General features: G+C 37.6%; 21 protein-coding genes. 2 read left to right on the top strand and 19 right to left on the bottom strand.

The window, feature by feature from the left end:
• Positions 1 to 78: 78 nt before the first annotated feature.
• The 19 genes from plsY to HMPREF1639_RS04190 all read right to left on the bottom strand — a co-directional run bounded on the left by plsY (position 79) and on the right by HMPREF1639_RS04190 (position 23,078).
• Positions 79 to 687: a glycerol-3-phosphate 1-O-acyltransferase PlsY gene (plsY, locus tag HMPREF1639_RS04280; RefSeq protein ID WP_036763677.1), complete on the bottom strand. Its 609-nt coding sequence runs from the start codon at positions 685 to 687 to the stop codon at positions 79 to 81.
• A gap of 12 nt (positions 688 to 699) precedes the next feature.
• Complete coding sequence (der, locus tag HMPREF1639_RS04275; protein WP_036763676.1) at positions 700 to 2,028, bottom strand: ribosome biogenesis GTPase Der; 1,329 nt, start codon at positions 2,026 to 2,028, stop codon at positions 700 to 702.
• 175 nt (positions 2,029 to 2,203) lie between these two features.
• Positions 2,204 to 3,484, bottom strand: a complete 1,281-nt coding sequence (locus tag HMPREF1639_RS04270) for a sensor histidine kinase (RefSeq protein ID WP_036763675.1) — start codon at positions 3,482 to 3,484, stop codon at positions 2,204 to 2,206.
• A gap of 53 nt (positions 3,485 to 3,537) precedes the next feature.
• Positions 3,538 to 4,218, bottom strand: coding sequence for a response regulator (locus HMPREF1639_RS04265; RefSeq protein WP_036763674.1), 681 nt, complete (start codon positions 4,216 to 4,218; stop codon positions 3,538 to 3,540).
• The gene (gene nrdR, locus HMPREF1639_RS04260; RefSeq protein WP_036763672.1) at positions 4,218 to 4,682 is read right to left on the bottom strand and encodes a transcriptional regulator NrdR; all 465 of its coding nucleotides are present in this window, start codon (positions 4,680 to 4,682) and stop codon (positions 4,218 to 4,220) included. The genes HMPREF1639_RS04265 and nrdR overlap by 1 nt, the downstream gene beginning before the upstream one ends.
• A gap of 69 nt (positions 4,683 to 4,751) precedes the next feature.
• Positions 4,752 to 5,912 (bottom strand): cell division protein FtsZ, encoded by a 1,161-nt coding sequence (gene ftsZ / locus HMPREF1639_RS04255; protein ID WP_036763670.1) that lies wholly within the window; start codon positions 5,910 to 5,912, stop codon positions 4,752 to 4,754.
• Positions 5,913 to 6,111: 199 nt separating this feature from the next.
• Positions 6,112 to 7,209 (bottom strand): undecaprenyldiphospho-muramoylpentapeptide beta-N-acetylglucosaminyltransferase, encoded by a 1,098-nt coding sequence (murG, locus tag HMPREF1639_RS04250; RefSeq protein WP_036763669.1) that lies wholly within the window; start codon positions 7,207 to 7,209, stop codon positions 6,112 to 6,114.
• Between the two features lie 16 nt (positions 7,210 to 7,225).
• Complete coding sequence (gene murD / locus HMPREF1639_RS04245) at positions 7,226 to 8,590, bottom strand: UDP-N-acetylmuramoyl-L-alanine--D-glutamate ligase (RefSeq protein ID WP_036763668.1); 1,365 nt, start codon at positions 8,588 to 8,590, stop codon at positions 7,226 to 7,228.
• 112 nt (positions 8,591 to 8,702) lie between these two features.
• Entirely contained in the window at positions 8,703 to 9,668 is a 966-nt protein-coding gene (gene mraY, locus HMPREF1639_RS04240) for a phospho-N-acetylmuramoyl-pentapeptide-transferase (protein ID WP_036763666.1), read from the bottom strand.
• Positions 9,662 to 11,068, bottom strand: a complete 1,407-nt coding sequence (locus HMPREF1639_RS04235; RefSeq protein WP_036763664.1) for a UDP-N-acetylmuramoyl-tripeptide--D-alanyl-D-alanine ligase — start codon at positions 11,066 to 11,068, stop codon at positions 9,662 to 9,664. The genes mraY and HMPREF1639_RS04235 overlap by 7 nt, the downstream gene beginning before the upstream one ends.
• Before the next feature lie 28 nt (positions 11,069 to 11,096).
• A complete protein-coding gene (rsmH, locus tag HMPREF1639_RS04230) occupies positions 11,097 to 12,032 on the bottom strand; it encodes a 16S rRNA (cytosine(1402)-N(4))-methyltransferase RsmH (protein ID WP_036763661.1) in 936 nt (311 codons plus the stop codon).
• The gene (lgt, locus tag HMPREF1639_RS04225; protein WP_036763658.1) at positions 12,022 to 12,774 is read right to left on the bottom strand and encodes a prolipoprotein diacylglyceryl transferase; all 753 of its coding nucleotides are present in this window, start codon (positions 12,772 to 12,774) and stop codon (positions 12,022 to 12,024) included. Before lgt ends, rsmH begins: the two co-directional genes overlap by 11 nt.
• A 12-nt stretch (positions 12,775 to 12,786) precedes the next feature.
• Positions 12,787 to 14,079, bottom strand: a complete 1,293-nt coding sequence (yfmH, locus tag HMPREF1639_RS04220) for an EF-P 5-aminopentanol modification-associated protein YfmH (protein WP_036763655.1) — start codon at positions 14,077 to 14,079, stop codon at positions 12,787 to 12,789.
• 18 nt (positions 14,080 to 14,097) lie between these two features.
• Positions 14,098 to 15,357 carry an EF-P 5-aminopentanol modification-associated protein YfmF gene (gene yfmF / locus HMPREF1639_RS04215; protein WP_036763652.1) on the bottom strand — a complete coding sequence of 420 codons (1,260 nt, stop codon included), beginning with the start codon at positions 15,355 to 15,357 and terminating at the stop codon, positions 14,098 to 14,100.
• A 42-nt stretch (positions 15,358 to 15,399) separates the two neighbouring features.
• Complete coding sequence (locus HMPREF1639_RS04210) at positions 15,400 to 15,855, bottom strand: leucine-rich repeat domain-containing protein (RefSeq protein ID WP_036763650.1); 456 nt, start codon at positions 15,853 to 15,855, stop codon at positions 15,400 to 15,402.
• A gap of 17 nt (positions 15,856 to 15,872) precedes the next feature.
• Positions 15,873 to 16,970, bottom strand: coding sequence for a redox-regulated ATPase YchF (ychF, locus tag HMPREF1639_RS04205; RefSeq protein WP_036763647.1), 1,098 nt, complete (start codon positions 16,968 to 16,970; stop codon positions 15,873 to 15,875).
• A 226-nt stretch (positions 16,971 to 17,196) separates the two neighbouring features.
• Positions 17,197 to 21,831, bottom strand: a complete 4,635-nt coding sequence (locus HMPREF1639_RS09455; protein ID WP_052045417.1) for a cell wall-binding repeat-containing protein — start codon at positions 21,829 to 21,831, stop codon at positions 17,197 to 17,199.
• Positions 21,832 to 21,911: 80 nt separating this feature from the next.
• Positions 21,912 to 22,574, bottom strand: a complete 663-nt coding sequence (locus HMPREF1639_RS04195; RefSeq protein ID WP_156955945.1) for a hypothetical protein — start codon at positions 22,572 to 22,574, stop codon at positions 21,912 to 21,914.
• A 51-nt stretch (positions 22,575 to 22,625) separates the two neighbouring features.
• Positions 22,626 to 23,078, bottom strand: a complete 453-nt coding sequence (locus HMPREF1639_RS04190) for a hypothetical protein (RefSeq protein ID WP_036763640.1) — start codon at positions 23,076 to 23,078, stop codon at positions 22,626 to 22,628.
• A 427-nt stretch (positions 23,079 to 23,505) separates the two neighbouring features.
• Here HMPREF1639_RS04190 and HMPREF1639_RS04185 point away from each other — a divergent pair, with 427 nt between their 5' ends.
• Both HMPREF1639_RS04185 and HMPREF1639_RS04180 read left to right on the top strand, forming a co-directional pair.
• Positions 23,506 to 24,003, top strand: coding sequence for an RNA polymerase sigma factor (locus tag HMPREF1639_RS04185; RefSeq protein ID WP_036763638.1), 498 nt, complete (start codon positions 23,506 to 23,508; stop codon positions 24,001 to 24,003).
• Between the two features lies 1 nt (position 24,004).
• On the top strand, positions 24,005 to 25,381 hold the full coding sequence (locus tag HMPREF1639_RS04180) for a hypothetical protein (RefSeq protein ID WP_036763635.1): 1,377 nt from the start codon (positions 24,005 to 24,007) through the stop codon (positions 25,379 to 25,381).
• The last annotated feature ends 88 nt before the right edge of the window (positions 25,382 to 25,469 follow it).

Raw genomic sequence — 25,469 nt, 5'->3', positions numbered from 1 at the left:
GTCTACCTCCCTACAATCATGCACCCCTCTAAAAATAGGTATGCAAATAAAGTAATAAATCTAGGTTTACACTCTTGGCTATCTAGCCTTAGCTCCAAACCTATTTTCAGTTCCATTCAAGAGTTTGTGGATATTTCCCCTATGCTTATATATTACAGATACAGAAAACAAAATTCCCAACCATAAACCCGACATATCCTTTGTAATTAACATCAGTATTGGGAATAAGCATACTCCCAGCATGGAAGCTATAGAAACATACCTAGTTACTAGTAGGATTATGATATAAAATATCATACTGGCTATGGTCATCAGAGGTGATATAGCCAACATAGTTCCGTAACTAGTAGCTACACCCTTGCCTCCCTTGAACTTCATAAACACAGACCAATTATGACCACATACTGCAGCTAATGCAGATATATATTTGGCCAAGTCCGGATCTGCCCCCATTTTTTTTGCCAAAAATATTGATATCAAAACAGCTAGAGTGCCCTTTAGATAATCACCTATAAGAGTAAGGACCCCTGCCTTTTTTCCGAAAGTCCTCATCATATTAGTTGTACCAGGGTTTTTAGATCCATGTTGCCTTATATCTGATGAAAAAATGTAGTTACTTATTAGATAAGCACAAGAAATAGTACCCATAAAATAAGAAATCACAACTACTAATAAATACACAAACATAATAAAGCCCCCTTATTTCTTCTTTTTCTGACTATATTCTATCTTTATTGACGTTCCTTCAAATCCAAAATTTTCTCTCAACCTATTTTCAAGGTATCTAGTGTATGAGAAATGAGTCAATTCTTTGTCATTTATAAATAGATTGAATGTAGGAGGTTTGACACCAGTCTGAGTTCCGTAGTATATTTTTAATCTTCTACCCTTGTCAGATGGCGGTTGGTTAAGCATTACAGCCTCTCCTATTACCTGGTTCAAGACTGAAGTAGTAACCCTCTTATTCTGCTCAGCTGATACCTGAACCACTGTCTCCAATATCTTACCTATCCTCTGGTTGCTAACTGCAGATACAAAAAGTATTGGCGCATATGTCATAAATGGGAACTTTTCTCTAACGCTCATCCTGAAGTTGCCCATTGTCTTGTTATCCTTTTCTATTAAGTCCCACTTGTTTACTACAAATATACAGGCCTTACCTTCATCATGGGCTATACCGGCTATCTTGGTATCCTGCTCAGTAACACCTTCAGTAGCATCTATAACTATTAGGACTACATCTGCCCTATCTACGGCACTCATGGACCTAATAACTGAAAAGCGCTCTACATTTTCATATACCTTACTCCTTCTCCTGATACCAGCAGTATCTATAAGTAGGAACTTGTTGTCGCCCTTTTCAAAGTATGTATCAATTGCATCCCTAGTTGTACCAGCTATTGGAGATACTATCACCCTCTCCTCACCTAGTATATTATTTAATATAGAAGACTTGCCGGCATTTGGTTTACCTGTTATAGCTACCCTAATTACATCTTCATCATATTCTGTATTCATACCTTCTGGGAAGTTTTCAACAACCTCATCTAATAGGTCACCTAGACCCATACTATTGGCTCCAGAAATCGCTATAGGGTTGCCCAAGCCCAACTCATAAAAATCGTATATATTATCAAACTGGCTCTTGGCATCTATCTTATTTACCACTAGTAGGACTGGTTTTTTTGTCCTCCTAAGTATATCAGCTACTTCCTTGTCAGCAGCAGTCAATCCATTCTTGCCATCAACTACAAATAGTATTACATGGGCCATATCTACTGCTAGCATAGCCTGATTTCTCATCTGAGATAGGATTACATCATCACTCTCTGGTTCTATACCACCTGTATCTATTATTGTGAAATACTTGTTTAACCATTCTACCTCACCAAATATCCTGTCTCTCGTAACGCCTGGCGTATCTTCAACTATAGATGTCTTTGTTCCTGTCAATTTGTTAAATATTGTAGACTTACCTACATTTGGCCTTCCAACTACAGCCACTATCGGTCTATTATCACTATTCAAAATATCACTTCCTTTTCTTCTCAACTATTATTTTATTTTTCATTAAATATCATCCTATCTACTAGTCGTTTTATATTCATATTACCTAGTATACAATTATTATTCTATCACAGCCATCTAATCATTATAACTGATTTTGCTTGAAATTTACAGTAAAATTAATCTATTGGGCAAATTATTGCTTTTTAGGTAGGCTTATTTTGAACTTTGTTCCCCTTCCAAGATATGATTCTACTTCAATATCACCCCCAAGAGATAATATTATATGCTTTACTATAGCCAGGCCTAGACCTGTACCATCAATTTCTTTATTCCTAGACTTTGTAACCCTGTAAAATCTTTCAAAAATTCTTTCCTGCTCCTCTTCACCAATTCCAATGCCATTATCTTCCACCCAAATACTATAGTTATCGTCATCATCAATAAAACTAACCTTTACATAACCACCTGGTCTGTTGTATTTTATGGCGTTGGATATTAGGTTTATCATCAGCTCCTTGTAATATTCTCTATGTGTCTGAATTGACTCTACTCCATTATATTCAAAAGATATGTCCACTTGTTTTCTTGCCATTTTATCCTGAAAAAGATCCAAGATCTTTTGATTTTCTTTTCTCAAATCAACCCTTTCTATAGACAAGACAATATCTCCTTCAATTGAGGATAACATCAATATATCATTTATTAATATTCTAAGTCTAGATGACTCATTGTCAATTATATCTAAAAACCTCTTTCTAGTGGCGGGATCTATACTTTCATCATTAGCCTTCAGAGTTTCAATAAAACCCTGTATAGACGTCAAGGGTGTCTTCAATTCGTGACTTACATTAGCCGCAAAATCCCTCCTAATATTCTCTAGCCTAATCCTTTCACTGATATCTTCTATATTTATGACAGATGATATTACCAAGTCCTTCTTAAGGTGCATTTTTACAGGGTCTATCTTGACTTTAAAAGTCCTTCCGCTTACACATTTTATTTCTTTTGATATGCTAGTATTCATACCTGCATTGTATACTATAAAGTCTAATAACTGATCATTCTTTACAATGCTAGAAATTGGCAAGCCCTCTAACTTTCCACTTGATTGACAATTTATATAGTCCCTAGCTACAGAATTAATTAGGTATACCCTGTTGTTTATGTCAATTACAATTATACCATTCGATACAGATTTTATTATCGCATCTAGCTGCCTATTTTTATTGGCTATATCATCAAAAGACTTGTCTAGAGAGGATAACATTGAATTAAAATTATTGACGAATCCCATAAGCTCAGCACTATTACTTTTTTTTAGCCTTACAGAAAAATCCATCTGCTTAATCCTACAAGACACCCTCTTCATATCTTTTATGAAACTTCTAAATCCCTGTACATATCTCCAATGCAGAATTAGTATCAGCCAAGAAAGAAGCATAGCAACTACCAAAATATACATGACCCTATCCATAATAACCTCCAAAAATTAAGGATAATAAACTTTGTTTACTACCCTTAGCTCTATTATATCATTTTGTAACCAAGACCCCTTATTGTATCTATGCCATTCTCACTATTTTCATCAAGTCCCAGTTTTTTCCTGAGATGCCTGATATGTACATCCACAGTCCTAGTCTCACCATAGAATTCATAGCCCCATATCTTTTCTAATAGATAGTCTCTTTTCAGGACCTTGCCCCTATTTTCCATAAGGAGCTTTAGAAGTTCAAACTCCTTACGAGTTAGATCTATATCTTCACTATCTACAGTAACCTTATGTTGGTCGGTATTTAATACTATGTTTCCAACTTCTATTATAGTTTGAGATTTATCACTCAGCCTGTACCTTCTAAGCACAGTATTTATTCTTGCCATGAGCTCCTTTATGCTAAAAGGTTTGGTTATATAATCATCCGCACCTACGTTCAAACCCTGAATCTTGTCATCTTCCATATTCTTAGCTGTCAGCATGATTACAGGTAGATCGTAGGTAGCCTCATCTGACCTAATCTTCTTAAGTATATCTATACCACTGATCTTTGGTAACATCCAGTCCAAGAGTAAAAGATCTGGATTTTGATTTTTAATCAAGTCTTGAGTTTGACTAGCATCCGTTGATACATACACATCAAAACCCGATAATTCTAGATTAAATTTTAGTAATTCTAGTATATGTTCTTCGTCGTCAATTACCAATATCTTCACTACTTCTCATCCTTTTTTTCTTTTAAAATAGATTCCAACTCATTCACAAATGTATTCAAGTCTTTGAACTGCCTATATACAGATGCAAACCTAACGTAGGCAACTTCATCTACATCCTTTAGTCTGTCCATGACCATCTCACCTATTTTGGTAGTTTCTATTTCATTGACAAACATCTTGTTGATTTCAGCCTCTATAGAATCTACCAATTCGTCTATCTTGGCGACAGACACAGGTAGCTTTTCACATGACCTAATTAGGCCATATTTTATTTTATCCCTGTCAAAGGATTCTCTCCTGCCATCCTTCTTTATTACCATAACTGGAATCAGTTCTATTTTTTCATAAGTTGTAAATCTTTTCTTGCACCTTTCACACTCTCTCCTCCTCCTTATAGAAGAAGAATCTATATGCCTAGAATCCAGAACCTTGGATTCTTTATATTCACAATATGGACAAATCATTCTATATCCCCCTTATAAAAATATGACTCAGACAAAAGCTGAGTCATACCTAATTTTCTATTGATTTATTTATTTCTTTCTTCTTAAAAAAGTAGGAATAACCATATCATCATCGCTAGCTGTTACTGTATCATCAAAGCTATTTGAAAAAGCTTCTTCAGCTGGCTTGATATTTTCAACCTTTTGAGTTTCAGTAACTCTTGGTATCTCATTATATTTTGGTGTAACTGGTGTAGCAGTGCTTCTTCTCAACTGTGGAGTAAACAAGTCGTCAGAATTATCCTGAAGACCTGTAGCAACTACTGTAATTACAATCTCATCACCGAAATCTTCTCTAGTAGCAGCACCAAATATAATCATAGCATCTGGATCGCACTTTTGTCTGATTATATCAGTTGCTTCACTAACTTCTAATAGACCTAGGTCTGTTCCACCTGTAACATTTATCAAGACGCCCTTTGCTCCATCTATAGTAGTCTCTAGTAAAGGAGATTCGATAGCCTGTCTTGCTGCTGCTATGGCCCTGTCTTCACCTGAAGCCATACCCATACCCATATGAGCTAGACCCTGGTCCTTCATCACTGCTTCAACATCGGCAAAGTCTAGGTTGATTAGGGCAGCCTCTGATATTAGGCCAGATATAGACTGGATACCCTGCTTTAATATATCATCCGCCTTTGAAAGGGCATCTGTTATACTTGTTCTCTTTTCAATTATCTGAAGAATCTTGTCATTAGGTATAGTTATCAAAGTATCTACATTCTTCTTTAACTCGATTATACCTTCTTCAGCCTTGTTCATCCTTACCCTTCCTTCAAATGAGAAAGGCTTAGTTACTACAGCAACTGTAAGTGCACCTGCTTCCTTGGCAATCTTAGCGACAACTGGAGCAGCACCTGTACCTGTTCCACCGCCCATACCAGCAGTTACGAATACCATATCAGCACCTTCTATTGCCTTAGCTATCTCATCTGCTGATTCTTCTGCAGCCTTCTTTCCTTTTTCTGGGTTTGCACCTGCGCCCAAACCTTTAGTTAGTTTTTCACCTATCTGTAGGACATGTTCAGCCTTTGAAGCCTCTAAGGCCTGCTTGTCTGTATTTAGTGAAATAAATTCAACACCCCTAACGCCTGAATTAATCATGACGTTTATGGCATTGTTTCCACCGCCACCTACACCTATTACCTTAATATTGGCAGCTCCGATTTGTTCTTCAACAAAGTTTAACATTTATAAACCCCCATTCACAACATAGTTTAATATCATTAAATAATCTGTAATTGTATCCATAAATTATATTCATAAATAATATTCAAAACACAGCTTCTATTATTTAAAATAAATAACATTCTATCTATTATATAATATCTCAAATTGTCCTACTTATGCAACATATTTTTGACTTTTTTTACAATTTATCTAAATGAATTTACAAAAATTTTGATATACACTCATAGATTAGTTCTATAGCATCCCTCTTGCCAAAAGCCCTACTAGCCTTACTCATATCATCTAACCTATCTTGATCGTATAAGAGGTCGAATATATTTTCATAAAGTGAATCTTCATTCAATTCCTTTTCAGTTATACATACGGCTCCACCAGCTCTTTCAAGACTTTTGGCATTGTATTCTTGGTGGTTCTCTGCTGTATAGGCCTTAGGTATTATTATGGCTGGTACTCCTATAGCTGTCATTTCTGCCATAGATATGGCTCCGGCAGAACCAATAACTAGGTCTGCAGCTGCTAGGTTATTGGCCATGTCGTCAAGATAAGGAAGTATTTTCTGGTTTGGTCCATATTTTAGATAACCATAGTCCTTCATAAACTTGTCATAGTAGGCTCTTCCTGTTGCTATTGTAAAGGCAATTCTATCTTCAACCAACTTTGGCATTACCTTTTTTAGGGCGTCATTTATCTCCTCAGATCCACCACTACCACCTGCTACAAGAAGCATCTTTTCATCTTCAGTAAGACCCAAGATTCTCCTTGATTCCATCTTGTCGGCCTTTAATATATCATCCCTAACTGGATTTCCTGTAAAAAACAGCTTGTCTTTGGCCTGGTCCGGAAACCTCTTGTGCGAATCTTCAAAGCTAGTCATAACTAGGTCGACATTTTTAGATAGCATCTTGTTGGTCATTCCTGGGAAAGAATTCTGTTCATGTATACATGAACTTATCCCCATCTTGCTGGCCTTTAAGACTACTGAACCACTGACATATCCTCCCGTACCTATGACTAGGTCTGGCTTAAATTTTTTAATTATCTTCTTTGAGTCACCTAGGGACTTGAGAAACTTTAATAACCTCTTTACATTATCTAGGTCTATCTTTCTCTTAAATCCCTGTACATCTATAAATTCTATATCATATCCATATTTTGGAACTATTTCAGATTCTATACCTGCCCTAGTCCCCACAAAGAGTATCTCTGCATCCGGATTATGTTCCTTTATTTTGTTGGCAATTGCAATGGCTGGATATACATGACCTCCAGTTCCACCACCTGACAATATAACTTTCATTGTATTCCCCTTCTATTTATAACATATTATTGACTATATCCTTAAACTCTCTTCCTCTCTCTTCGTAGTTCTTGTACATGCCCCAACTAGCACAAGCCGGAGACAATAGGACTACATCAGCTTCATCCGCTATTTGGCTAGCCTTTATAACTGCTTCTTTTAAGCTATCAAGTTTGTATATTTCCTTGATACCTGCCTTGGACGCAGTATCGGCGATTAGGTCAGCAGTCTGACCTATCACTAGGGCCGTCCTTACATAATCCACAGCTATATCAAATAGTTCTGTAAAGTCACTACCCTTGTCATAGCCACCTGCAATCAGGATTATAGGAGTCTTGTAAGACTGGACTGCCTTTATGGTAGAGTCCGGATTGGTACCCTTTGAGTCATTTACATATACCACTCCATTTACTGTGTTTACATATTCCAACCTATGCTCAACGGCCTTGAAGCTAGTCAATACCTTCTTGATTACATTCTTATCAATACCAAAGTGTAGACAAAGACCAATTGCAGCCATACAGTTTTCAAGGTTATGTCCACCTGGTAAACTCAGGTCAGCTGCGTTTACTATCTCTATCTCCTGGCCATCCTTGACTGCTATGATATTCTGCTTGTCATCAAGGTAAATACCGCCTTTTGGTCTAGCCTGCCTTGAAAAATAGACTGGTCTAGCCTGACAATCCTTGCCCATATCCCTAGTTATCTGGTCATCATAGTTTAATACACATACCATGTCCGGTGTCTGTTTTGCAAATATATTAGCCTTGGCCTTGGCATAGTTTTCCATAGTATGATGTCTGTTCATATGGTCTTCAGTCAGGTTAAGTACTGTAGAAACTTGAGGTCTGAAATCATAGACCGCCTCTAACTGGAAGCTAGACAACTCTATAACCAAAACTGCCCCTGGATTAGCAACTTCTACTGCACTGATGGCTGGATTACCAATATTTCCAACTACATATGTTTCTAGACCGGCTTCCTTGCATATCTCACCAGCTATCGAAGTAGTTGTAGTCTTTCCATTTGTACCAGTTATACCCAAGAACTTGATATTTTTTGACTGAGCCTCCCTGTAGGCTAGCTCAACTTCGCTTATAACTTCCTTGCCCATACTTCTTAGCTCAAGCAAGAAGTCAAGTTCCAGTGGAACTCCCGGAGAAACAACTGCCATATCTACATCCTTTAGGATTTCCTTGCCTGGATTTTTCCCTAGAATATACTCTAAATTTTCATATGATTTTAATTCATCCAAGACCTGACCTAGGTCAGCTTCTGGCTTAGAATCATTTACGACTACACCATAGCCCTTGTTTGACAGGTACTTGACTGCTGCAAGCCCTGACCTAGCCATACCTACTACTAATATTTTCTTACTCATTATAGTCACCTTCATTTCATTTTGTCAGATAGTGAAAGCTATTGCTTACCATCCATATATATACTAATGGCCTAAGTAAACTTAGACCATTCTTGCTAAAATTGTATATTTATTAAAACATGGCTACCAGTCCTATCAAAACAAGGACGACTGATACTAGCCAAAATATAAATACAACCTTTGTTTCTGGCCATCCACATTGCTCGTAATGATGATGAAGTGGGGCCATTTTAAAGATTCTCTTCCTAGTCTTTTTGAAATACATAACCTGTATTATAACTGATAGGGCTTCTGCAAAATATATTCCACCTACTATAGGTATAATCAATACAGAGTTAGTAAACAGGGCAAAGGCAGTCACTGCTCCACCCAAGGCCATTGAGCCTGTATCCCCCATAAATACCCTGGCTGGGTTGACATTGAACCACAAAAATCCTATACAGGCACCTAGTGTAGCTGCTGCCATCTGTGAAATACCTGCGTTCTGAGCTACTATCAAGGCAAATATGACAAAGAATGTAGACACAATAGCAGTAATTCCAGAAGCTAGACCATCCAAACCATCAGTTAGGTTGACAGCATTTACAGTACCCAATATTACAATCAACATTAGAGGTATATAGAATATACCAATGTTTATACCTATCTTCACGAAAGGAATTATAAACTGGTCACCTGATCCTATAGTCCAATACCTATAAAAGGCAAGAACCAAGGCAAGGACAACCTGTATTATTATTTTTTGAATAGGAGTAAGCCCCAATGACCTAGTCATCTTGATTTTCACTATGTCATCAAAAAATCCAACTAGACCAAAGCCAAACATACACAGCAGGGCCATCAATATATCACTACTGATACCTGCCCTAATCAAGGTAACTACCAGGATAGCCACTATCATCATGACACCACCCATAGTAGGTGTACCATTTTTCTTAAGGTGGGTCTGTGGGCCATCATCCCTGACAGTCTGACCAAACTTGAACCTATGAAGGGCTGGTAAAACCACTGGCCCCATTATCAATACCAATACAAAGGCAAACAAGCCCGTAATTGCCAATTCTCTAAAACCTAGCATTGACAGCCTCCTTTCAAGACCTCTACTATATCTTCAAACTTCATTCCCCTAGATGCCTTCAAGAGGATTACATCTCCATCTTCAACTATATCTGCTAGGGACCCTATAAGCTCTTCCTTGGTCTCAAAGTGAAACACTCTACTAAGATCAAAGCCCCTCTCCATAGCTTCTACCCCTATAAATCTAGCGGCCTGACCTGTAGTTATAATTAGGTCAGCCTTGTCTAGAGTCTGGTAGCCGACCTTCCTATGGCCTTCCTCTGCATAGTCACCCATCTCTAGGCAATCTCCTAGTATAGCCACTCTCCTATTTTCCTTGTACAACTTTAGGACCTTTAGGGCTGCTATCATTGAGTCTGGGCTGGCATTATATACATCGTTAATTAGGGTAAACCTGTCAGTCTTTATTATGTCTTGTCTGTTTTCAGTAGCCACAAACTCCATCAAGCCCCTAGCAATTTCATCCATGCTCATGCCCATTATATGACCTGCCAAGATAGCTGCCATAGCATTTCTGACGTTATGTTCTCCTAGACAAGGTATAGTAAAGTCATAGTTTTCCCCCTCAAAGCTACATGTAAACCTAGTATTGTCATTATCTACAACTTCTTGATACTTGCAACATAGGTCATTTTGTAGCTCCATACCAAAGGAATACACCTTGTAAGAATCTTTTTCGCTATTTCTATATCTATCAAGCTCAGTCCTAAGGAACCTATCATCACCATTTACAATGAGTGATGAGTCCTGGTCAAAGCCCGATGTAATTTCCATTTTTGCCTTGAATATACCCTCCTGCGAACCCAGATGCTCAATATGAGACATGCCTATATTGGTTATAATTCCTATCCTAGGCCTAACTATATTAGCCAGGTATTCTATCTCACCAAAACCACACATACCCATCTCTATCACAGCAGTCTGGTGGCTAGGTTCGAGCCTAAACAGGGTAAGGGGTACCCCAAATTGATTGTTATAATTTTTTTCGTTCTTTATAGTATTAAATTTACTAGCCAATACAGAATAAACCATATCCCTAGTAGTTGTTTTACCTACACTACCCGTTATACCTACAAAAGGTATATCAAACTGGTCTCTATAGTACTTGCTCAAAAGACCAAGTCCTATTTCAGTATTATCAACCTTAATAACTGTACTATCCTTAAACCTATCTGTGATGTAGCTTTCGTTACTTACCAAGAAAAACCTACACCCTTCTTGGTGGGCAGACTCTAAAAAGACGTGTCCATCCATACTTTCACCAACTATTGCAACAAATATAGCTCCTGGTCCGACCAACCTGCTATCTATAACTATATTGGTGATTTCGCCGTTCATACCCTGGCATAAAAGCTGTCCCTGGGTCGCTTGGGCGATTTCTTCAACTCTTAGGCTAATCATCTTTTCCTCCTCAATTTCTACCTACTCTTTACTTTTTTTCTGCTACTCTCAACTTTGAGCTCCTAGACCTCGGGTTAAATTCCACCTCTTCCTTGCTTGGGAGAATTGGTTTCCTAGTTATAATCTTAACCTCGCTCTTCTTATCACACTGACAAAATGGTAGTTCAGGTGGACATATACAGTCCTTGTTGAGGTACCTAAATTCATTTTTAACAATCCTATCCTCTAGGGAATGGAAGGTTATGATGCAAATTCTACCACCCCTATTCATCATGGAGACTGCATCCCTTATCATGGTATTTATTACCCCCAGCTCATTGTTGACCTCAATCCTAATAGCCTGGAAGGTCCTCTTTGCCGGGTGTGGCCCGTCTATCCTGGCCCCCTTTGGTATAGCCTTTTTGATGACATCCACTAGGTCAAATGTAGTATCAATAGGGTGGTCTGACCTCTCCTTGACTATAAACTCAGCTATCCTCTTGGCCCAGTTTTCCTCACCATAGTCCCTTATAATAGTATACAAATCATCCTGAGAATACTTGTTCACTACCTGCCAGGCCGACATACTAGCCCTATCATCCATCCTCATATCAAGCGGGGCATCATGCATATATGAAAAGCCCCTACTTGCCTCATCCAACTGGTGAGACGAAACACCAAGGTCTGCCAAAACACCATCTATATGGTATATACCTCTAGACTCTAGCTCTTCTTTTATATTTTCAAAATTGTTATGTACCAGTATTACCCTATCATTGTACTCTTTCAGACGCTCTTTTGCAACATTGATGGCGTTTATATCCTGGTCAAAGCATACCAACCTACCTTTTTCAGATAAGCTCTTTGCTATTTCCTTGCTATGACCTGCACCCCCCATTGTACAATCTACATATACACCATCTGGCTTTATATTTAAATTTTCAATGCATTCATTCAAAAGAACTGATACATGGTTAAATTCCATCTTTTTCCCTACTTTCTTTTTCCTTCTTTAAAAGGAAGTGTCTCATTACAAGGGCAATCACTATGCCCACTAGACTAATCAACTGGGCCATCCTGATAGGTCCCAACATGAGTGAGTCAGTCCTCAGCCCTTCTATAAAGAACCTACCCAGTGAGTATAGGAATATATAGTCAACTAGGATCTGGCCCTCATATTTTTTATTTTTCCTAATCATAAAGATATAGACAAATATCATCCAATCCCATATGGACTCATAGAGGAAGGTTGGATGAACCTTCTGGCCATCGACCATTATAGCCCAAGGTAGATTAGTAGGGCCACCGTGGGCCTCTCCATTTATAAAGTTGCCCCACCTGCCTATAGCCTGGGCCATGGGTAGGCCCAAGACCAAAATATCTCCAGTCTTAAAAAATTCTAACTTCTTTATCCTAGTATATATCCAAACTGTCAATATACCTGCTAAAATACCACCATGTATGGCAAGGCCACCACCCCTGATATTTATTATTTCCTTAAAATTCCCTGCATATTGGGACCAGTTAAATGCTACATAATATATTCTAGCACCTACTATACCAAGAGGTATGGCAAAAAGGCATATATCAGTCACCTGGCCGTCCTCATAGCCCAGCCTAGATGCCTCTCTAGAAGATACCAGTATAGCTAGGACAATACCCGTCGCTATCAATATTCCGTACCACATTATATCCAGTCCAAATATAGAAAATGCTACTCTATCCAAAACAAGTCACCCCTATTCTTCAGACTTAGGCCTTACTATAGATATTACACTCTGGTCTTCAAAGAAGAAAGTATCCAACCTATCGACCACATCCTCAAAGCTTATTTCCTTGAGCACTTCTAAATAATCCAAGAAGTTTATCCCCTTAAAACTATAGGACAAGAAATTATTGGCCACATATGTAATAGAGTCAAAGGACTTCAAGAATCCGCCAATCTTCTTTTTCTTATTTATTTCAAAATCCTGCCTGTCTAGGCCAGATTTTCTGACTTGGTCTATGTATGAGTCAACCACCTGCTTTAATCTTTCAGGTTCTCTGGACACACCAGACGCTATAGCATAGGCATAGTCCTTCTGATTCATGTATCCACCTGAAATATTGCCCACCAAAAGTCCATCATTGTATAGGACCTGGTGGAGGTCACCACTCTCAGAAAATATCATATCAAATAGAATATCTGTCCTTATCTCATTTTTAAGGGCCTCTCTAGGATCCATATCCATCTTTACATCCTTGTAACCTATATAGAAAAGAGGCATAGATACCGTAAATTCCTCAACAATCTTTTTCTGCTTGACCTCTACTGGTTCTTCAGGCATAAAAGACCTGATATTCTTGTCAAATGCTAGGTCCTTGTGGTTGGCCCTTTTGATTGTAGTCATCAAGTCTTCCACATCCAGATCACCCACCACAAATAGCTTCATATTAGCTGGATTGTAGAAGGTCCTGTAGCACTTGTACAATTCCTCTGGGCTAATCCTATTGATTGATTCCACACTACCAGCTATATCGATATTTGCGTGGTGGTTGGAGTACATAGCCCTCAAACAGTTGAAGTAGACATTCCACTCAGGATCATCCTCGTACATCTTGATTTCCTGGGCTATTATCCCCTTTTCCTTGTTGACATTTTCATCTGTATAATAAGGAGTTTGGACATAGTCAATCAAGTGGTCCAGGGACTCCATAAAATTATCTGTAGCAGAAAAGAGGTAGGCAGTCATTGTAAAACTAGTAAATGCATTGGCACTGGCCCCTAGCTTTGAGAACTTGTCAAAGGCGTTACCACCATCCGGTTGCTCAAACATCTTGTGCTCCAAGAAATGGGCTATACCCTCATTTACCCTAATCCTGTCCTTTTCTCCAATCGGTATAAAGTCCAAGTCATTAGAACCAAAGTCTACACCCAAGATTGCATACTTGTTGGTATAACCTTCCTTTGGCATATAATATACCTCTAGGCCATTTTCTAGACTATCGTAGTAGATAGTCTCCCTTATTACTTCATTATATATCTTCTTCATAAAATCCTCCCTTAAAACCTACTTCAAAAAGAAGACAGTGTCTTCTTTGATATCCTTCATGGATTCTATGATCATATCTATATCAACTTTTTCCACATATCCTATTACATCTTCTACGCTTAGCTGGCTGCCAGATATATACTGGTTGTAGAAAAAGTCCATATCTGAAACTATCGAATCTCCAATAGTTTTTAAGGAATTTATTATACTCTTCTTGGCATTATCTAGCTCTAACTGGCTAATCATACCCTTGCTAGTATCATCCAATTCCTTCCTAATCAGCTCTAGGGCCCTGTCGTAGTTTTCTGCATCTATACCAGAGCTTATAAGCATCAGCCCCTTGGTCTTTTCCAGTGTAGAAGATGCATAGTAGCATATGCTCTCCTTCTCTCTGACATTGTTAAAAAGCTTGGAATGTGGACCGCCACCGAAAATACTATTGGCTACCATCAGACTATAATACCTATCGTAATTAGTGTAGTCCACACCAGTCCTTAGGCCTATAACTAACTTGCCCTGACTAGTAGCCATATCTTCCTCAAAATACCTAGTAGGCCCTGGAATTTTACTAAAATCTTCCCTAGGTAGACTCTGGACATTCCTTCTTTCAAACTGGAACTTGTCTATACATAGGTCTCTTACCTTGTCCTCATCAAAGTCACCCTCTACCAAGATAAATATCCTAGAACTAGCTACAAGGTCTCTATAAGTGTCATATACATCAAGACCACTTATAGACTCCAAGTCTTCAATATAACCAACATGGTCTATAGAATACAGCTCATCCTGGCACATATATTCTATGCACTTGAGGCTGGCATAGGTCCTCTTATCATTAATCTTTGAAGCTATCTCCTCTTCTAGACTCTTCTTTTCCAAGTCCAGCATAGAAGGATTTATTTGTCCATCGACCACAAGTGGATTCAAGAGTATCTGACTGGCAAAATCAATCACGTCTTCAAATATTGGTTGATCAAGGTACTTGTCAGATATACTAAGCAGTTTCAGACTAGTGATCAACTTTTCACCATGCTTTGACACACCCAAATTCATAGACAGACCATATAGGCTATCAAGCTTTTGAGATATATCCTTCATACTAGGATATTTTTTTGTAGCAACCTGTAAGAGGTTGGTCAATAGGGATATCCTAGTGACCTCCTGCCTGTCCAAGATCCTCTGAAAATATATGGAAATCAGATTCGATTTAAACTTTTTTGTCTTTACTAGACCAAGGGATAATCCTTCCCCAAGGTCTACTATATTCATCTTTGTCATAACTATTCCTTTCTCAGTGCCCAGGCACCATCTATCAAGGATTTACTTCTTTACAAACCTGATATGACGTAGGGGCAGCCTATTTTCAATAGTATTACCAGATATATTTATACTATCAATATTGGCAATATCATTCAAGGCCATAACATCTGTAATCTTGTTGTGGGCAATGTTCAAAGATTCTAACCTCCTCAAAAGCTCAAGTGGCCAAATATCCTCCACCTGATTTTTTTGAAAGTCCAAAATTTCAAGCATACCACACTCTCTCAATGGCTCAATGCTACTTATCTCATTGTTGGCCATATACAGGTGCCTAAGGTTTTTGGCATACTGGATACCCTCTAGGCTAGTAATACCATAGTCATTCATATCCAATAGGTCAAATTTCTCCATCATATCAGGGCTGACATCCTGACCATCAAAGGCAGGATCTATCTTTTCCCTGTAGTTATCAATTATTGCTTTCTTTAAATTCTCACACTCAAACTTCACAAACATATCTACACCTCAGTTATTTATACGTTAAACTTGAACAGAATAACATCTCCATCTTTGACTATATAATCCTTACCTTCAAGCCTTACTAGGCCCTTTTCCTTGGCAGCAGCCATAGTACCATGCTCAACTAAGGCCTCATAGGCTATAGTCTCTGCCTTGATAAATCCTCTTTCAATATCTGAGTGTATCTTGCCACCAGCCTGAGGAGCCTTAGTGCCATCCTTGATAGTCCATGCCCTTACCTCCTGCTCACCTGCAGTAAGGAAGGAAATCAAGCCTAGTAGGTGGTAGGAAGACTTGATTAGCTTATCTAGACCAGACTGTGATAGGCCTAGAGTCTCCAAGAATTCCAACTTTTCCTCTTCAGTTTCTAGTTCTGATATTTCTGCCTCTATCTGGGCGCATATTACTACCACCTCTGAATTTTCAGTAGCAGCAAATTCTCTTACAGCCTTGACCATTTCATTATTGGCCCCGTCATCAGCCAAGTCATCCTCAGAAACATTTGACACATAGATTACCGGCTTAGAACTCAATAGGTCTAGAGACTTTACAAAGGCCCAGTCATCATCTGATAGGTCCATAGTCCTGATACTCTTGCCCTCTTCTAGGGTAGCCTTGACCTGGTTAAGTATATCTAGCTCTGACTGTAGAGTCTTGTCAGCCTTTAGGGCCTTAGTAGTCTTTGTGATTCTCCTGTCCAATATTTCCATATCTGAGAAAATCAGCTCAAGATTTATAGTCTCTATATCCCTCAAGGAGTTGATAGAGCCATCCACATGGACTACATTTGAATCCTCAAAACACCTAACTACGTGAACTATAGCATCTACTTCTCTGATATTTGAAAGGAACTTGTTGCCAAGACCCTCACCCTTTGATGCCCCCTTGACCAGACCTGCAATATCAACAAACTCTATAGCTGTCTGGACAACCTTCTTAGAATTGTAAAGGTCCTTTAGCTTGTTCAATCTATCATCAGGAACTGATACCACTCCCACATTTGGGTCTATCGTACAGAATGGATAGTTGGCAGATTCAGCCCCTGCCTGTGTAATTGCATTAAAAAGTGTACTCTTACCTACATTTGGTAAGCCTACTATACCTAATTTCATAATTTAACCTCCGAAATATATTATTAGCAATCAAATATAGGTCCAAAAGTCTCGTCTCATTTGGAAAATATATTTGTTAAATCGCATTATTCAACATTTTATATTATAACCTATAAGAGCCTTAAAATCAATCAATTGGCTATAAAATACATATTCTATACAAGTATAGAGGGGAGCACTTGGCCCCCCTCTAAGTCTAATTTATATTTGCTATAATATGTCTGGTTTACTTTGCTAAAGAAAGTGAGTCTACTGTAGTAGAATAAAGAGTATTTTCTCCACCCAGCACTATTAGCTGACCTATCTTTCCATTTATCCTTTCCTTAACACTATCCGGCACCTTGGCCTTGTTGATTAATAGGATAGGCATTTTCTCCCTAGCAGTAACTGCACCTGCTGATAGGGCATCTATGGCATTGTAGCCATTGGCTAGCATGACCTTCTTGGCCTTAGGATAAGACTCATCAGCTATAGCTATAGCAGTCTCGAACCTGTCCTGACCTGCAATCCTCTTCTTGCTGGCTGCCTTTGCCTGATTCATCACATAATCTGATATGGAGTTAGTACCACCAACTACATATAGCTGGTCTAGCTTCCAAGCTGCTAGCTTAGTCCTGGCATTATCTTCTAGAGTTCCAGCCTTAGTCATGATAACCGGTAGACCCTGGCTAGTAGCTAGGCCTGATACTGTCAAGGCATCCGCATCCTTGAAGCCATTAATCAAGATTGCCCTTGATGCTCCTGTCATATTCTTGACCTCCTGGGCTATCATGGCTGAAGTTTCATACCTGTTGGCACCAGCAATTCTCCTTACACTGTAGCCCCTAGTCCTCATGTCACCTTCTACCTTGTAGCCAACTGATGAGCTACCACCAACTATGATTATATTCTTGGCCTTTAGCCTAGATATTTCATTCAGTACGCTAGCATCAGTAGTATCTAGGTTAGTCAGTAGGATAGGTGCCTTGTGGGCATTTGCAAATGATGCTGATACTAGGGCATCTGCATTGTTCTTGCCACTGGCTAGGATTACTGTGTCAGCAGACTTGAAGTACTTCTGACTGATTTGGGCAGATGTTTCGTACCTGTTGCCACCGGCTAGTCTGTCAGTATTTTTAATCGAATCTTCTTGTTTATCATCTGTCAAATCTTCTATTTTCTCTATCTTTTTGGCCTTTGACCAATCAAATACTAGTCTTGCGTTCTGACTACCAGAGCCTTTGACTAATTTATTGTAGTCACTTTCTCCCTTGCAAGCTATGGAATCCATAGCATCTACACTCACCTTTACAAAGATTTCGTTTTCATTTGACTTATTCCTTGTAAATCTATACCTTCTAGGGAATTTTCTGAGATCTCCATTCAAGTCAGATTCGGTAATTTCCTTGTCAATAGTAGCCTCACTCACAGATGAATTTACTCCATTGTCATATACCCCTAATCCATACAAGTGACCCTTTTTGCCGTATAACTTAATTCCTGAGAATGTAAGATAATACTCACTCTTTCCATCTTTCACCTTTACATAAGCCATCTTACTTATAGCCCCATTACCCATTGATGGAATCTGGTCATATGTCTTATCCATTCTTACTGGAACCGCATAAACCTTACTATCCTTAATATCTTTTTCTGTAATTATTTCTTTACTTTCTGATTTTGCCTTTTCTATCTCTTTCTTATCTGCTTCGTTTGGTTTTACTCCACCCTTCTTAGCATTTAAAAGTGCAAACTTCAATAGTGAATTAGCTGTCTTATAGTCATCTATACTAGCATCCTTATTCTTAAGAACATCTTTTGCATTTTTTAAAGCACCCTTTACATATGATATACTATCTTCTGAAATCATATTTTCTGCTATTAGATGGTTAGCTAAGTCAATATTGTACTGCAACAAGTCCTTATTTGCTTTTTTAATGCTAAGACTATCTTTACCTTCCTTGTCATCCTTATCTTTGTCTTCCTTGTCTTCCTTTTCTTTATTAGTATTATCTGACTCTGGATTTGGATTGTTTGTCGCATCCTTTTTTATATATCTGTAATCAATACAAAGTACAGTTGGTTGTGTTGGTTCCATGCTGTCATTATTATATGGGTCGAAGTTATTCAAACCATCCATAGCGTCTACCTTAACTCTGATATATCTCTTAGGATTTTCTTTAAAGGAATTTATTCCTATCTCAACAGTCTTAATAAACTCCCTAGGAAGTCCCTCTAAGTCTGCATCAGAATATTTACCTATAATTTTCGCATCATTCATCTTACCTAAATTAGGATCAGACAAAGATGGTCCAACAGTGTCCTTAAGTGTATCATAAAACCACAACTTTGTTAGGTGTCCATATTGACCACCATACTGGATGCCCTTAACACTAAATCTTAATTTTCTATTTCCATCCTTATCAACAATTAACTTGGCCTTCTTCTTGACTGCCTCATTAGACATTGAATTTTCATTTGGTCTTTCGTAATGCCTAGTTGCAATCAGCACATCATAAATACCTTCCGCCAATTCTTCAGATTTCTTCAACTTGCTTAAATCCTTGATATTTGTTTTATCGCTATCCATATTTGCTATTAAAGAATCTAGTATATTTTCCTGTTCTCTTTTTTGTTGGTCTGTTCCAGTATTCAATATACCTTCAGCTACCTTTATGGCTTTGTCTAGCTCGTTGATTGATTCCTCAGTCTTAGTTGCTCTTAGGTCCAAATCTTTGGCCCTATTTATCTTTTTTTCCAAGTCGCTCATTTTCTTTGGTTTATCGGGATTACTAGGCTGATCTTCCGGCTTATTCCCTGTGTCCATAGAATCTGGCTCGGCTATTATTATCCTCTCTTTTGGTTTTGAAAAATTGAAGGCAATATTGACCTTCTTGGCACCCTTGTCGACTACTATTCTTCCCTTGTGTACATCATTGAGTTCCTTGATACTTCCATCTTCCTTGACCATAAATAACTTTAGATTCTTTTTAGCTAGATTAGTAACCGGTTTTAGGTCCGCTTCTTTTATATTATTAACGGCAAAAGCAACCATGCCACCATCTAAGTATTTTTTCATTCCATTAATATAATCATTGTGATTGTCCCATCCATTAGGTAGGTCTGCAGGCTTTCCATCTCTATCAACTAGACCCACATCCATGGCAAGGTACCTTCCTACTTTCTCATTTCTTAGAAAATCCTTTGTCTTATCATCCAAGTCTGTGACCCTTTCAGTCTTAATTTTTGTATCATAGTATACATTTTGCAAATATAAAAGCTGGTCTTTTTCTTCTCCTTCAACTTTTATTTTCATATTGTTTTGCCCTACCCAGCTAATACCAGATGGGTAAGTTTTTTCATTTATATCAAAGTCTAGATCATTTATGGTATCAAGGTGCTTTTTTTTCAACTTCAAATTATAAGTGTATATTTGTTCACCAAGTTTATCTCCGTGTTTTAACCTGAATTTCATTACTATATTACCACCATCTTTTAGGTTGGTGTTATCTATATATACGTTGTTGCCGCTATTTTTTTTATTCCCAAATTTTATCTTCAAATAATCTTGATAATTACTAGTATCAACACTATCTACCTTGTCAGATACACCTGGTTCTTGTCCGTTAGTAGTGCAAAGAAGGGAGTCGTATTTGCTGTAACCTGACTCTCTATTTAAATATATGTCAAATCCGCTGTCACCCTGAGGAATTATATTTAATAAGAAATTCTTGGTTGGATTTGATAATTCTCCACTGAAGAGTTCATCACTAGAATGGCATCCACTAAGGTATAATTTATCGCTGAATACCCCCTTATCTTCAAGACTTGAAGGATCTATCTTTAAGAGCAAATTATACTTTTTATTAGCTTGTTTTACTGTACTAGCTGACACATCTTCTGATTCTGCGTTTAATTCTATGCTATCACCTAATTTATCCAAATTAATTTTGGCTATAGAATATTGGTACTTACCCTTCTCAAGATCATCAGATGATGTGTATTCTATATTCTGATCGAGGTTTATGACCTCCTCTCCGCTACCCATTACCCTTTTATATGAATAACTCCATTTCTCTTTATTTCCTCTACTATTTTTACTTTCTTTGCTTTTTATAAGTTTTAGATCTAATTCATATTTACCATTTTTTTTCTCTATCTCTCCATAAAAAATATTATCATCAAAGTCTGATAGACCTGTAGATATATCTTTTGGTTTCCTACCTATATCCACTAGCCTGACTGGTATTTTTTTATTGGCTGCAATGTCAGTATAGATTACATTTTCCGACTCTTCTTCACTTAAGAAATTAAATGTTTCCACACGATTTGGACCATAAACTTCCTTGTTGTTATGAGAATCTTCATTTTTCATTGTAAAATGCCCACTATCGTCTGGTTGCATATTCATATTCATACTTCTGCCCTGTAAATCTCCACTAAAAATTCTGTAGCCCAAAGATGGATTATCGACACCCAACATGGCCAAGTTCATACGTAGTGGATCCATTTCTTCCACATTTTCGAAATCAATAATAAACTCATCCTGTAGCATCTTATAATCACCTAAATCGCTATAATTCTGAGTTGAATCGGGATCACCAAACATTGTCCTTATATTTAAATAACTCTCTATTGTCCTTATCTTTACAATCTGATTCCTGTGATACTTTTTTTCCTTTAAATTGAAAAATGGTGCAGACGACACAAGGAATTTCTTTTCTAATGTATCTCCTGTCCCTGGTAGTGTTACCTCTTGGGGTTGGCTGGATACTTGCTCTCCATCATCGGCCCATGCTACCAGACCTGATGTTGGTAGCATGGAAATAGATAGGGCAAGAGCCAAAAACTTATTTCTAAATTTCTTAAAATCTCGTTCCATATTATTCTCCTCTCTAGTTATTATGTTCTCTATATTGATATTATGAGCTTCATATTATAATTGTTAATACATTCAAAGCTCTATTCGAAATCTTTATAAAGAGCTTTATACTTTTCCTTATAAACTTTCTTTGTTTCCTTGTTCAATAGGTATTTTTCACTTTTTTCGTAACATTCATCTCCAAGGTCACTAGCTACCTTATCCTTTATATTTTTAAAATTATCTCTATACTTCTTCCTGTGTTCCAAATAATAATTTTTTATTTCTTGATTGGATAGTCTATTCTTTTTTTTATAATTTTCTTTATATATATTATCATTCATGCTATCTCTTATAAATGACCTAAAAAACTTATCTGAAATACCATACTTTTTAAGTAATCTTCTCGTTTCTCCTGTGTCCTCTTTACCTATAAACTTATCAATATCCTCATCTCCTGGATCAATATTATCTTTTTCATTGCTACTAGTATGAATCTTGGTAATTAGTATGTTGTCAATAGTATTAGATATTAATTCATCTTTTTTCTTGTTTGTGTTAGAAATGGACTTCCATTCTCCCCTACCAAATAGCTCATCATACTGCATCTTTGATACTTTAATGTAATCTGACACATCTTCCGTTGAAATTTTGTAGCTTTGAGTCTTTGCGATCGTATTTTTATCTATATTAAATAAATATAAAGTCACAGATAATATAAGCAATAGTAAAATAGCAAATATTTTATATTTTTTTCTTTCCATAAGCATTCCTTATAAATTTCAAGGGGAGATTGCTCCCCCCTGAAAATACCATTATCTGATTATTTCCAAATCTAAGTCTTTTTCGCTATTTTTCATAACCTTGATAACTGCCTTACCATCAAAATACTTTCTACCATCATCAGTCGTCCTTGCATCTTTATCTTGGAATACAAATGTTTTATCTGTTCCTTGTTCCAGAGTTCCTTTTTCACCATTTAAGTATAAACTTTCTATTCTTCCTGTTATAAATAAAACAGTTATTGGTTTTGTATATGCCTTACGAATTTTACTAGTTCCTTTAACAAGTCCTATTCCATCTTCAAAGCACTTTTCAGCGTGCTTTCCCATGCCAGAGAATTTTTCTCCAGTCAGAATGTTTTTCCAAACCTTTACATTTACGTTGTCGAGATTTGGATCTTTAACGACTGCTAAACTCGGAGCTGCCATAGCACCCACCAAAACTGCTGAAGCTAGTACACTTGTTAATTTCTTTTTTAAAGTCATTTTAATACCTCCTTAAAAATTATTATATCTAAAAGGCCATATTGCCTTTTTAGTCATACGTATTCCTATTTCATAACCAAATATATGTCCCTATTATTTTCAGATTTTATATTTCTTTTGATATTTTTTATCACTTATCTACAGTATAACACATCTCTTTTGAAAATAACATTCACTATATTTGGGTCTTTATTAACTATTTTTAGGTTTTTTCAAACTTTTCACAAAAAAATATTAAATTTTCTGCACAAGCATACATAAAATTTAATATTTTTTCTATAGGTGTCACAAATCCCTTCTTCCTGTGTTATATTAATATAAACTAAATTTACTTGAAAGAATATTCTATAGCCCTACCATAATCGGGCTACAAGTCGAAGGGTTTGGCCAAGTAGGATCCTAGCTAAAAGTCTTCCAGGAGGTATATATGAAGAACAAGGACTTTGAAGAGATATACAAAAAATACCATAAAAACCTGCTCGTATATGCCCTTTCCCTATGTGGCGACTACCAACTAGCCCAGTCCTTGGTCCAGGCAACTTTCACCAAGGCCTACCTCTCCTATAGGGAGGGTGGCAGTCTCAAGTTTTGGTTGTCCAAGGTCCTAAAAAACGAGTTTATCAACCATATCAGGTCTAAATCCCGATATGTTGATGATCCAGAAATAATATTTCAACGTCTATCGGGTCCAGACAACCCCTTAGACCTTCTAATCAAGGAGGAAACTATGCGGGAGGTTGCCCATGCTATCACCCTCCTGCCCAAGAGGTACAGGCTAGTCCTCATGTACAGCATATATATGCAACTCAAGGATGAGGAGATTGCCGATATTATGGCTACCAGCCCTTCCAATGTCAGAAAGATAAGGTCAAGAGCCAGACAAAGGCTAAAACAAATTATTATTGAAAGAAAATGGGGTGACTAATATGAAAAAAATAGATAAAGAAAATCCTAAAAATACAGAAAGAGAAAAGTCTATAGACAAATCTCTAGACAAGATTGTAGACCAGTCCATAGAAAAATTTGAAGATATATTTGAGGAGGGTTCCTCTGCCCTAGACCTAGAGGCAAGCATGGAAAAGCTCATTGACCGAGAAATAAAAAAAAGGATAGCCCGCACTACCCGCTCTGTCCTTTTAAAGACGGCTATCCTTGTAGTTGGCTTGGTCTTTGTTATCAATCCCCTAGTCAAGGCCTTCTACCCTGACTTCTACGGTATGTATACCAGTGAGGCCAAAAACGAGCCCATTTGGGATAGGCTCAAGCAAAGGTACCTAGATTCACTTGACCACCAGATGGTGGATAACTATCATAGCCAATACAGCGACCTCAACAACCTTGTCTACTCCTTCTATGCGACTAGCGACCCAAAAAAATTAGTAAATAATGTCTATGTTGTAGACAAGCAGTTCGGCCACTACAAGTTCTACATAGATACTGCCAACACATATGATTTTTTAAATTCAGCAGGAGATATTGATGAGGAAATTGACTACAAGAGGGGGCATAGGAGTATTGACTATAGTAAGCCAGCCAGTGTCATTTCAGCCGACCTTTATGGAGCCTTTAGGGACAAGGCTACAATAATTTCTGAAATTAAAAAGCTACCTGAATCATCCTGTATATTTGCCTCTGTAGCCAGCAAGGACCTAGTGTCCATAGCCGACTTGTTAAAGGACTTTGACAAGAACTGGGATGCCCTGCCATTTTGGATACGTGTAGTGGACCCAGCCAGCCACAAGATGATACTAGATACCAAGCCAGGTCAAAACATTGACCTCAAGGATGGCCATCCAAAGAACCACTATATAGAACTTGGCATAAATAGCCAGGCCTACTACCAGCTAAATAGGAAAAGACTCAAGGACAAGGAAACTGGTCTATACTACACCAATGGAAATCCAGACTACTTGTTCGATGATATAGGCAAGCTAGACAGGGACCAGCTAAGAAAAAAATTAAAAAAGGTCTATATGTCCAACCTAGACTTAATCGACAAGAACAGGGATATATTTTTAGCCTTCAAGGACCTTCATACTACTGGACCTGGCGACAGTGAAAATTCCTTTAGCTTTGGAACGGTATACGATTGGACTCAGGAAAAGTCCAAAGATGAAAAAGGTAGACCTATCCCAGACCAGTTTGATATATACAAGAGTGATATAGCAAAGGAAGATGACCTAAAGACCAACCTCTTTACTATTGGCCTAACTAGGGATGAGTTCCTAAAGCTATTAGACCAAGAATGGGTAAAGTCTGCCAATATTATTAATTGTAAGTTTTCTAGCTTTCCTAGCAGATAAATATATACAAAAATGAGGTCATATATTCGTAATTATACGGATTTATGACCTCTTATTTTGGTTCTATGTCAAATAACGTTGGTGATAA

Source organism: Peptostreptococcus sp. MV1, assembly GCF_000758885.1.
Lineage (GTDB): Bacteria > Bacillota > Clostridia > Peptostreptococcales > Peptostreptococcaceae > Peptostreptococcus.
Note: the sequence above shows the minus strand (reverse complement) of the source record. Positions and strands in the feature narration are given on the sequence as shown.

Bases quoted from the DNA above. Each gene is read 5' to 3' on its own strand.
- mraY (WP_036763666.1), bottom strand. From the start codon at position 9,668: ATGCTAGGTTTTAGAGAATTGGCAATTACGGGCTTGTTTGCCTTTGTA.
- HMPREF1639_RS04210 (WP_036763650.1), bottom strand. From the start codon at position 15,855: ATGTTTGTGAAGTTTGAGTGTGAGAATTTAAAGAAAGCAATAATTGAT.
- HMPREF1639_RS04195 (WP_156955945.1), bottom strand. From the start codon at position 22,574: ATGGAAAGAAAAAAATATAAAATATTTGCTATTTTACTATTGCTTATA.
- ftsZ (WP_036763670.1), bottom strand. From the start codon at position 5,912: ATGTTAAACTTTGTTGAAGAACAAATCGGAGCTGCCAATATTAAGGTA.
- yfmH (WP_036763655.1), bottom strand. From the start codon at position 14,079: ATGAAGAAGATATATAATGAAGTAATAAGGGAGACTATCTACTACGAT.
- ychF (WP_036763647.1), bottom strand. From the start codon at position 16,970: ATGAAATTAGGTATAGTAGGCTTACCAAATGTAGGTAAGAGTACACTT.
- HMPREF1639_RS04235 (WP_036763664.1), bottom strand. From the start codon at position 11,068: ATGATTAGCCTAAGAGTTGAAGAAATCGCCCAAGCGACCCAGGGACAG.
- murD (WP_036763668.1), bottom strand. From the start codon at position 8,590: ATGAGTAAGAAAATATTAGTAGTAGGTATGGCTAGGTCAGGGCTTGCA.
- HMPREF1639_RS04180 (WP_036763635.1), top strand. From the start codon at position 24,005: ATGAAAAAAATAGATAAAGAAAATCCTAAAAATACAGAAAGAGAAAAG.
- murG (WP_036763669.1), bottom strand. From the start codon at position 7,209: ATGAAAGTTATATTGTCAGGTGGTGGAACTGGAGGTCATGTATATCCA.
- HMPREF1639_RS04190 (WP_036763640.1), bottom strand. From the start codon at position 23,078: ATGACTTTAAAAAAGAAATTAACAAGTGTACTAGCTTCAGCAGTTTTG.
- HMPREF1639_RS09455 (WP_052045417.1), bottom strand. From the start codon at position 21,831: ATGGAACGAGATTTTAAGAAATTTAGAAATAAGTTTTTGGCTCTTGCC.
- yfmF (WP_036763652.1), bottom strand. From the start codon at position 15,357: ATGACAAAGATGAATATAGTAGACCTTGGGGAAGGATTATCCCTTGGT.
- HMPREF1639_RS04270 (WP_036763675.1), bottom strand. From the start codon at position 3,484: ATGGATAGGGTCATGTATATTTTGGTAGTTGCTATGCTTCTTTCTTGG.
- nrdR (WP_036763672.1), bottom strand. From the start codon at position 4,682: ATGATTTGTCCATATTGTGAATATAAAGAATCCAAGGTTCTGGATTCT.
- plsY (WP_036763677.1), bottom strand. From the start codon at position 687: ATGTTTGTGTATTTATTAGTAGTTGTGATTTCTTATTTTATGGGTACT.
- rsmH (WP_036763661.1), bottom strand. From the start codon at position 12,032: ATGGAATTTAACCATGTATCAGTTCTTTTGAATGAATGCATTGAAAAT.
- HMPREF1639_RS04185 (WP_036763638.1), top strand. From the start codon at position 23,506: ATGAAGAACAAGGACTTTGAAGAGATATACAAAAAATACCATAAAAAC.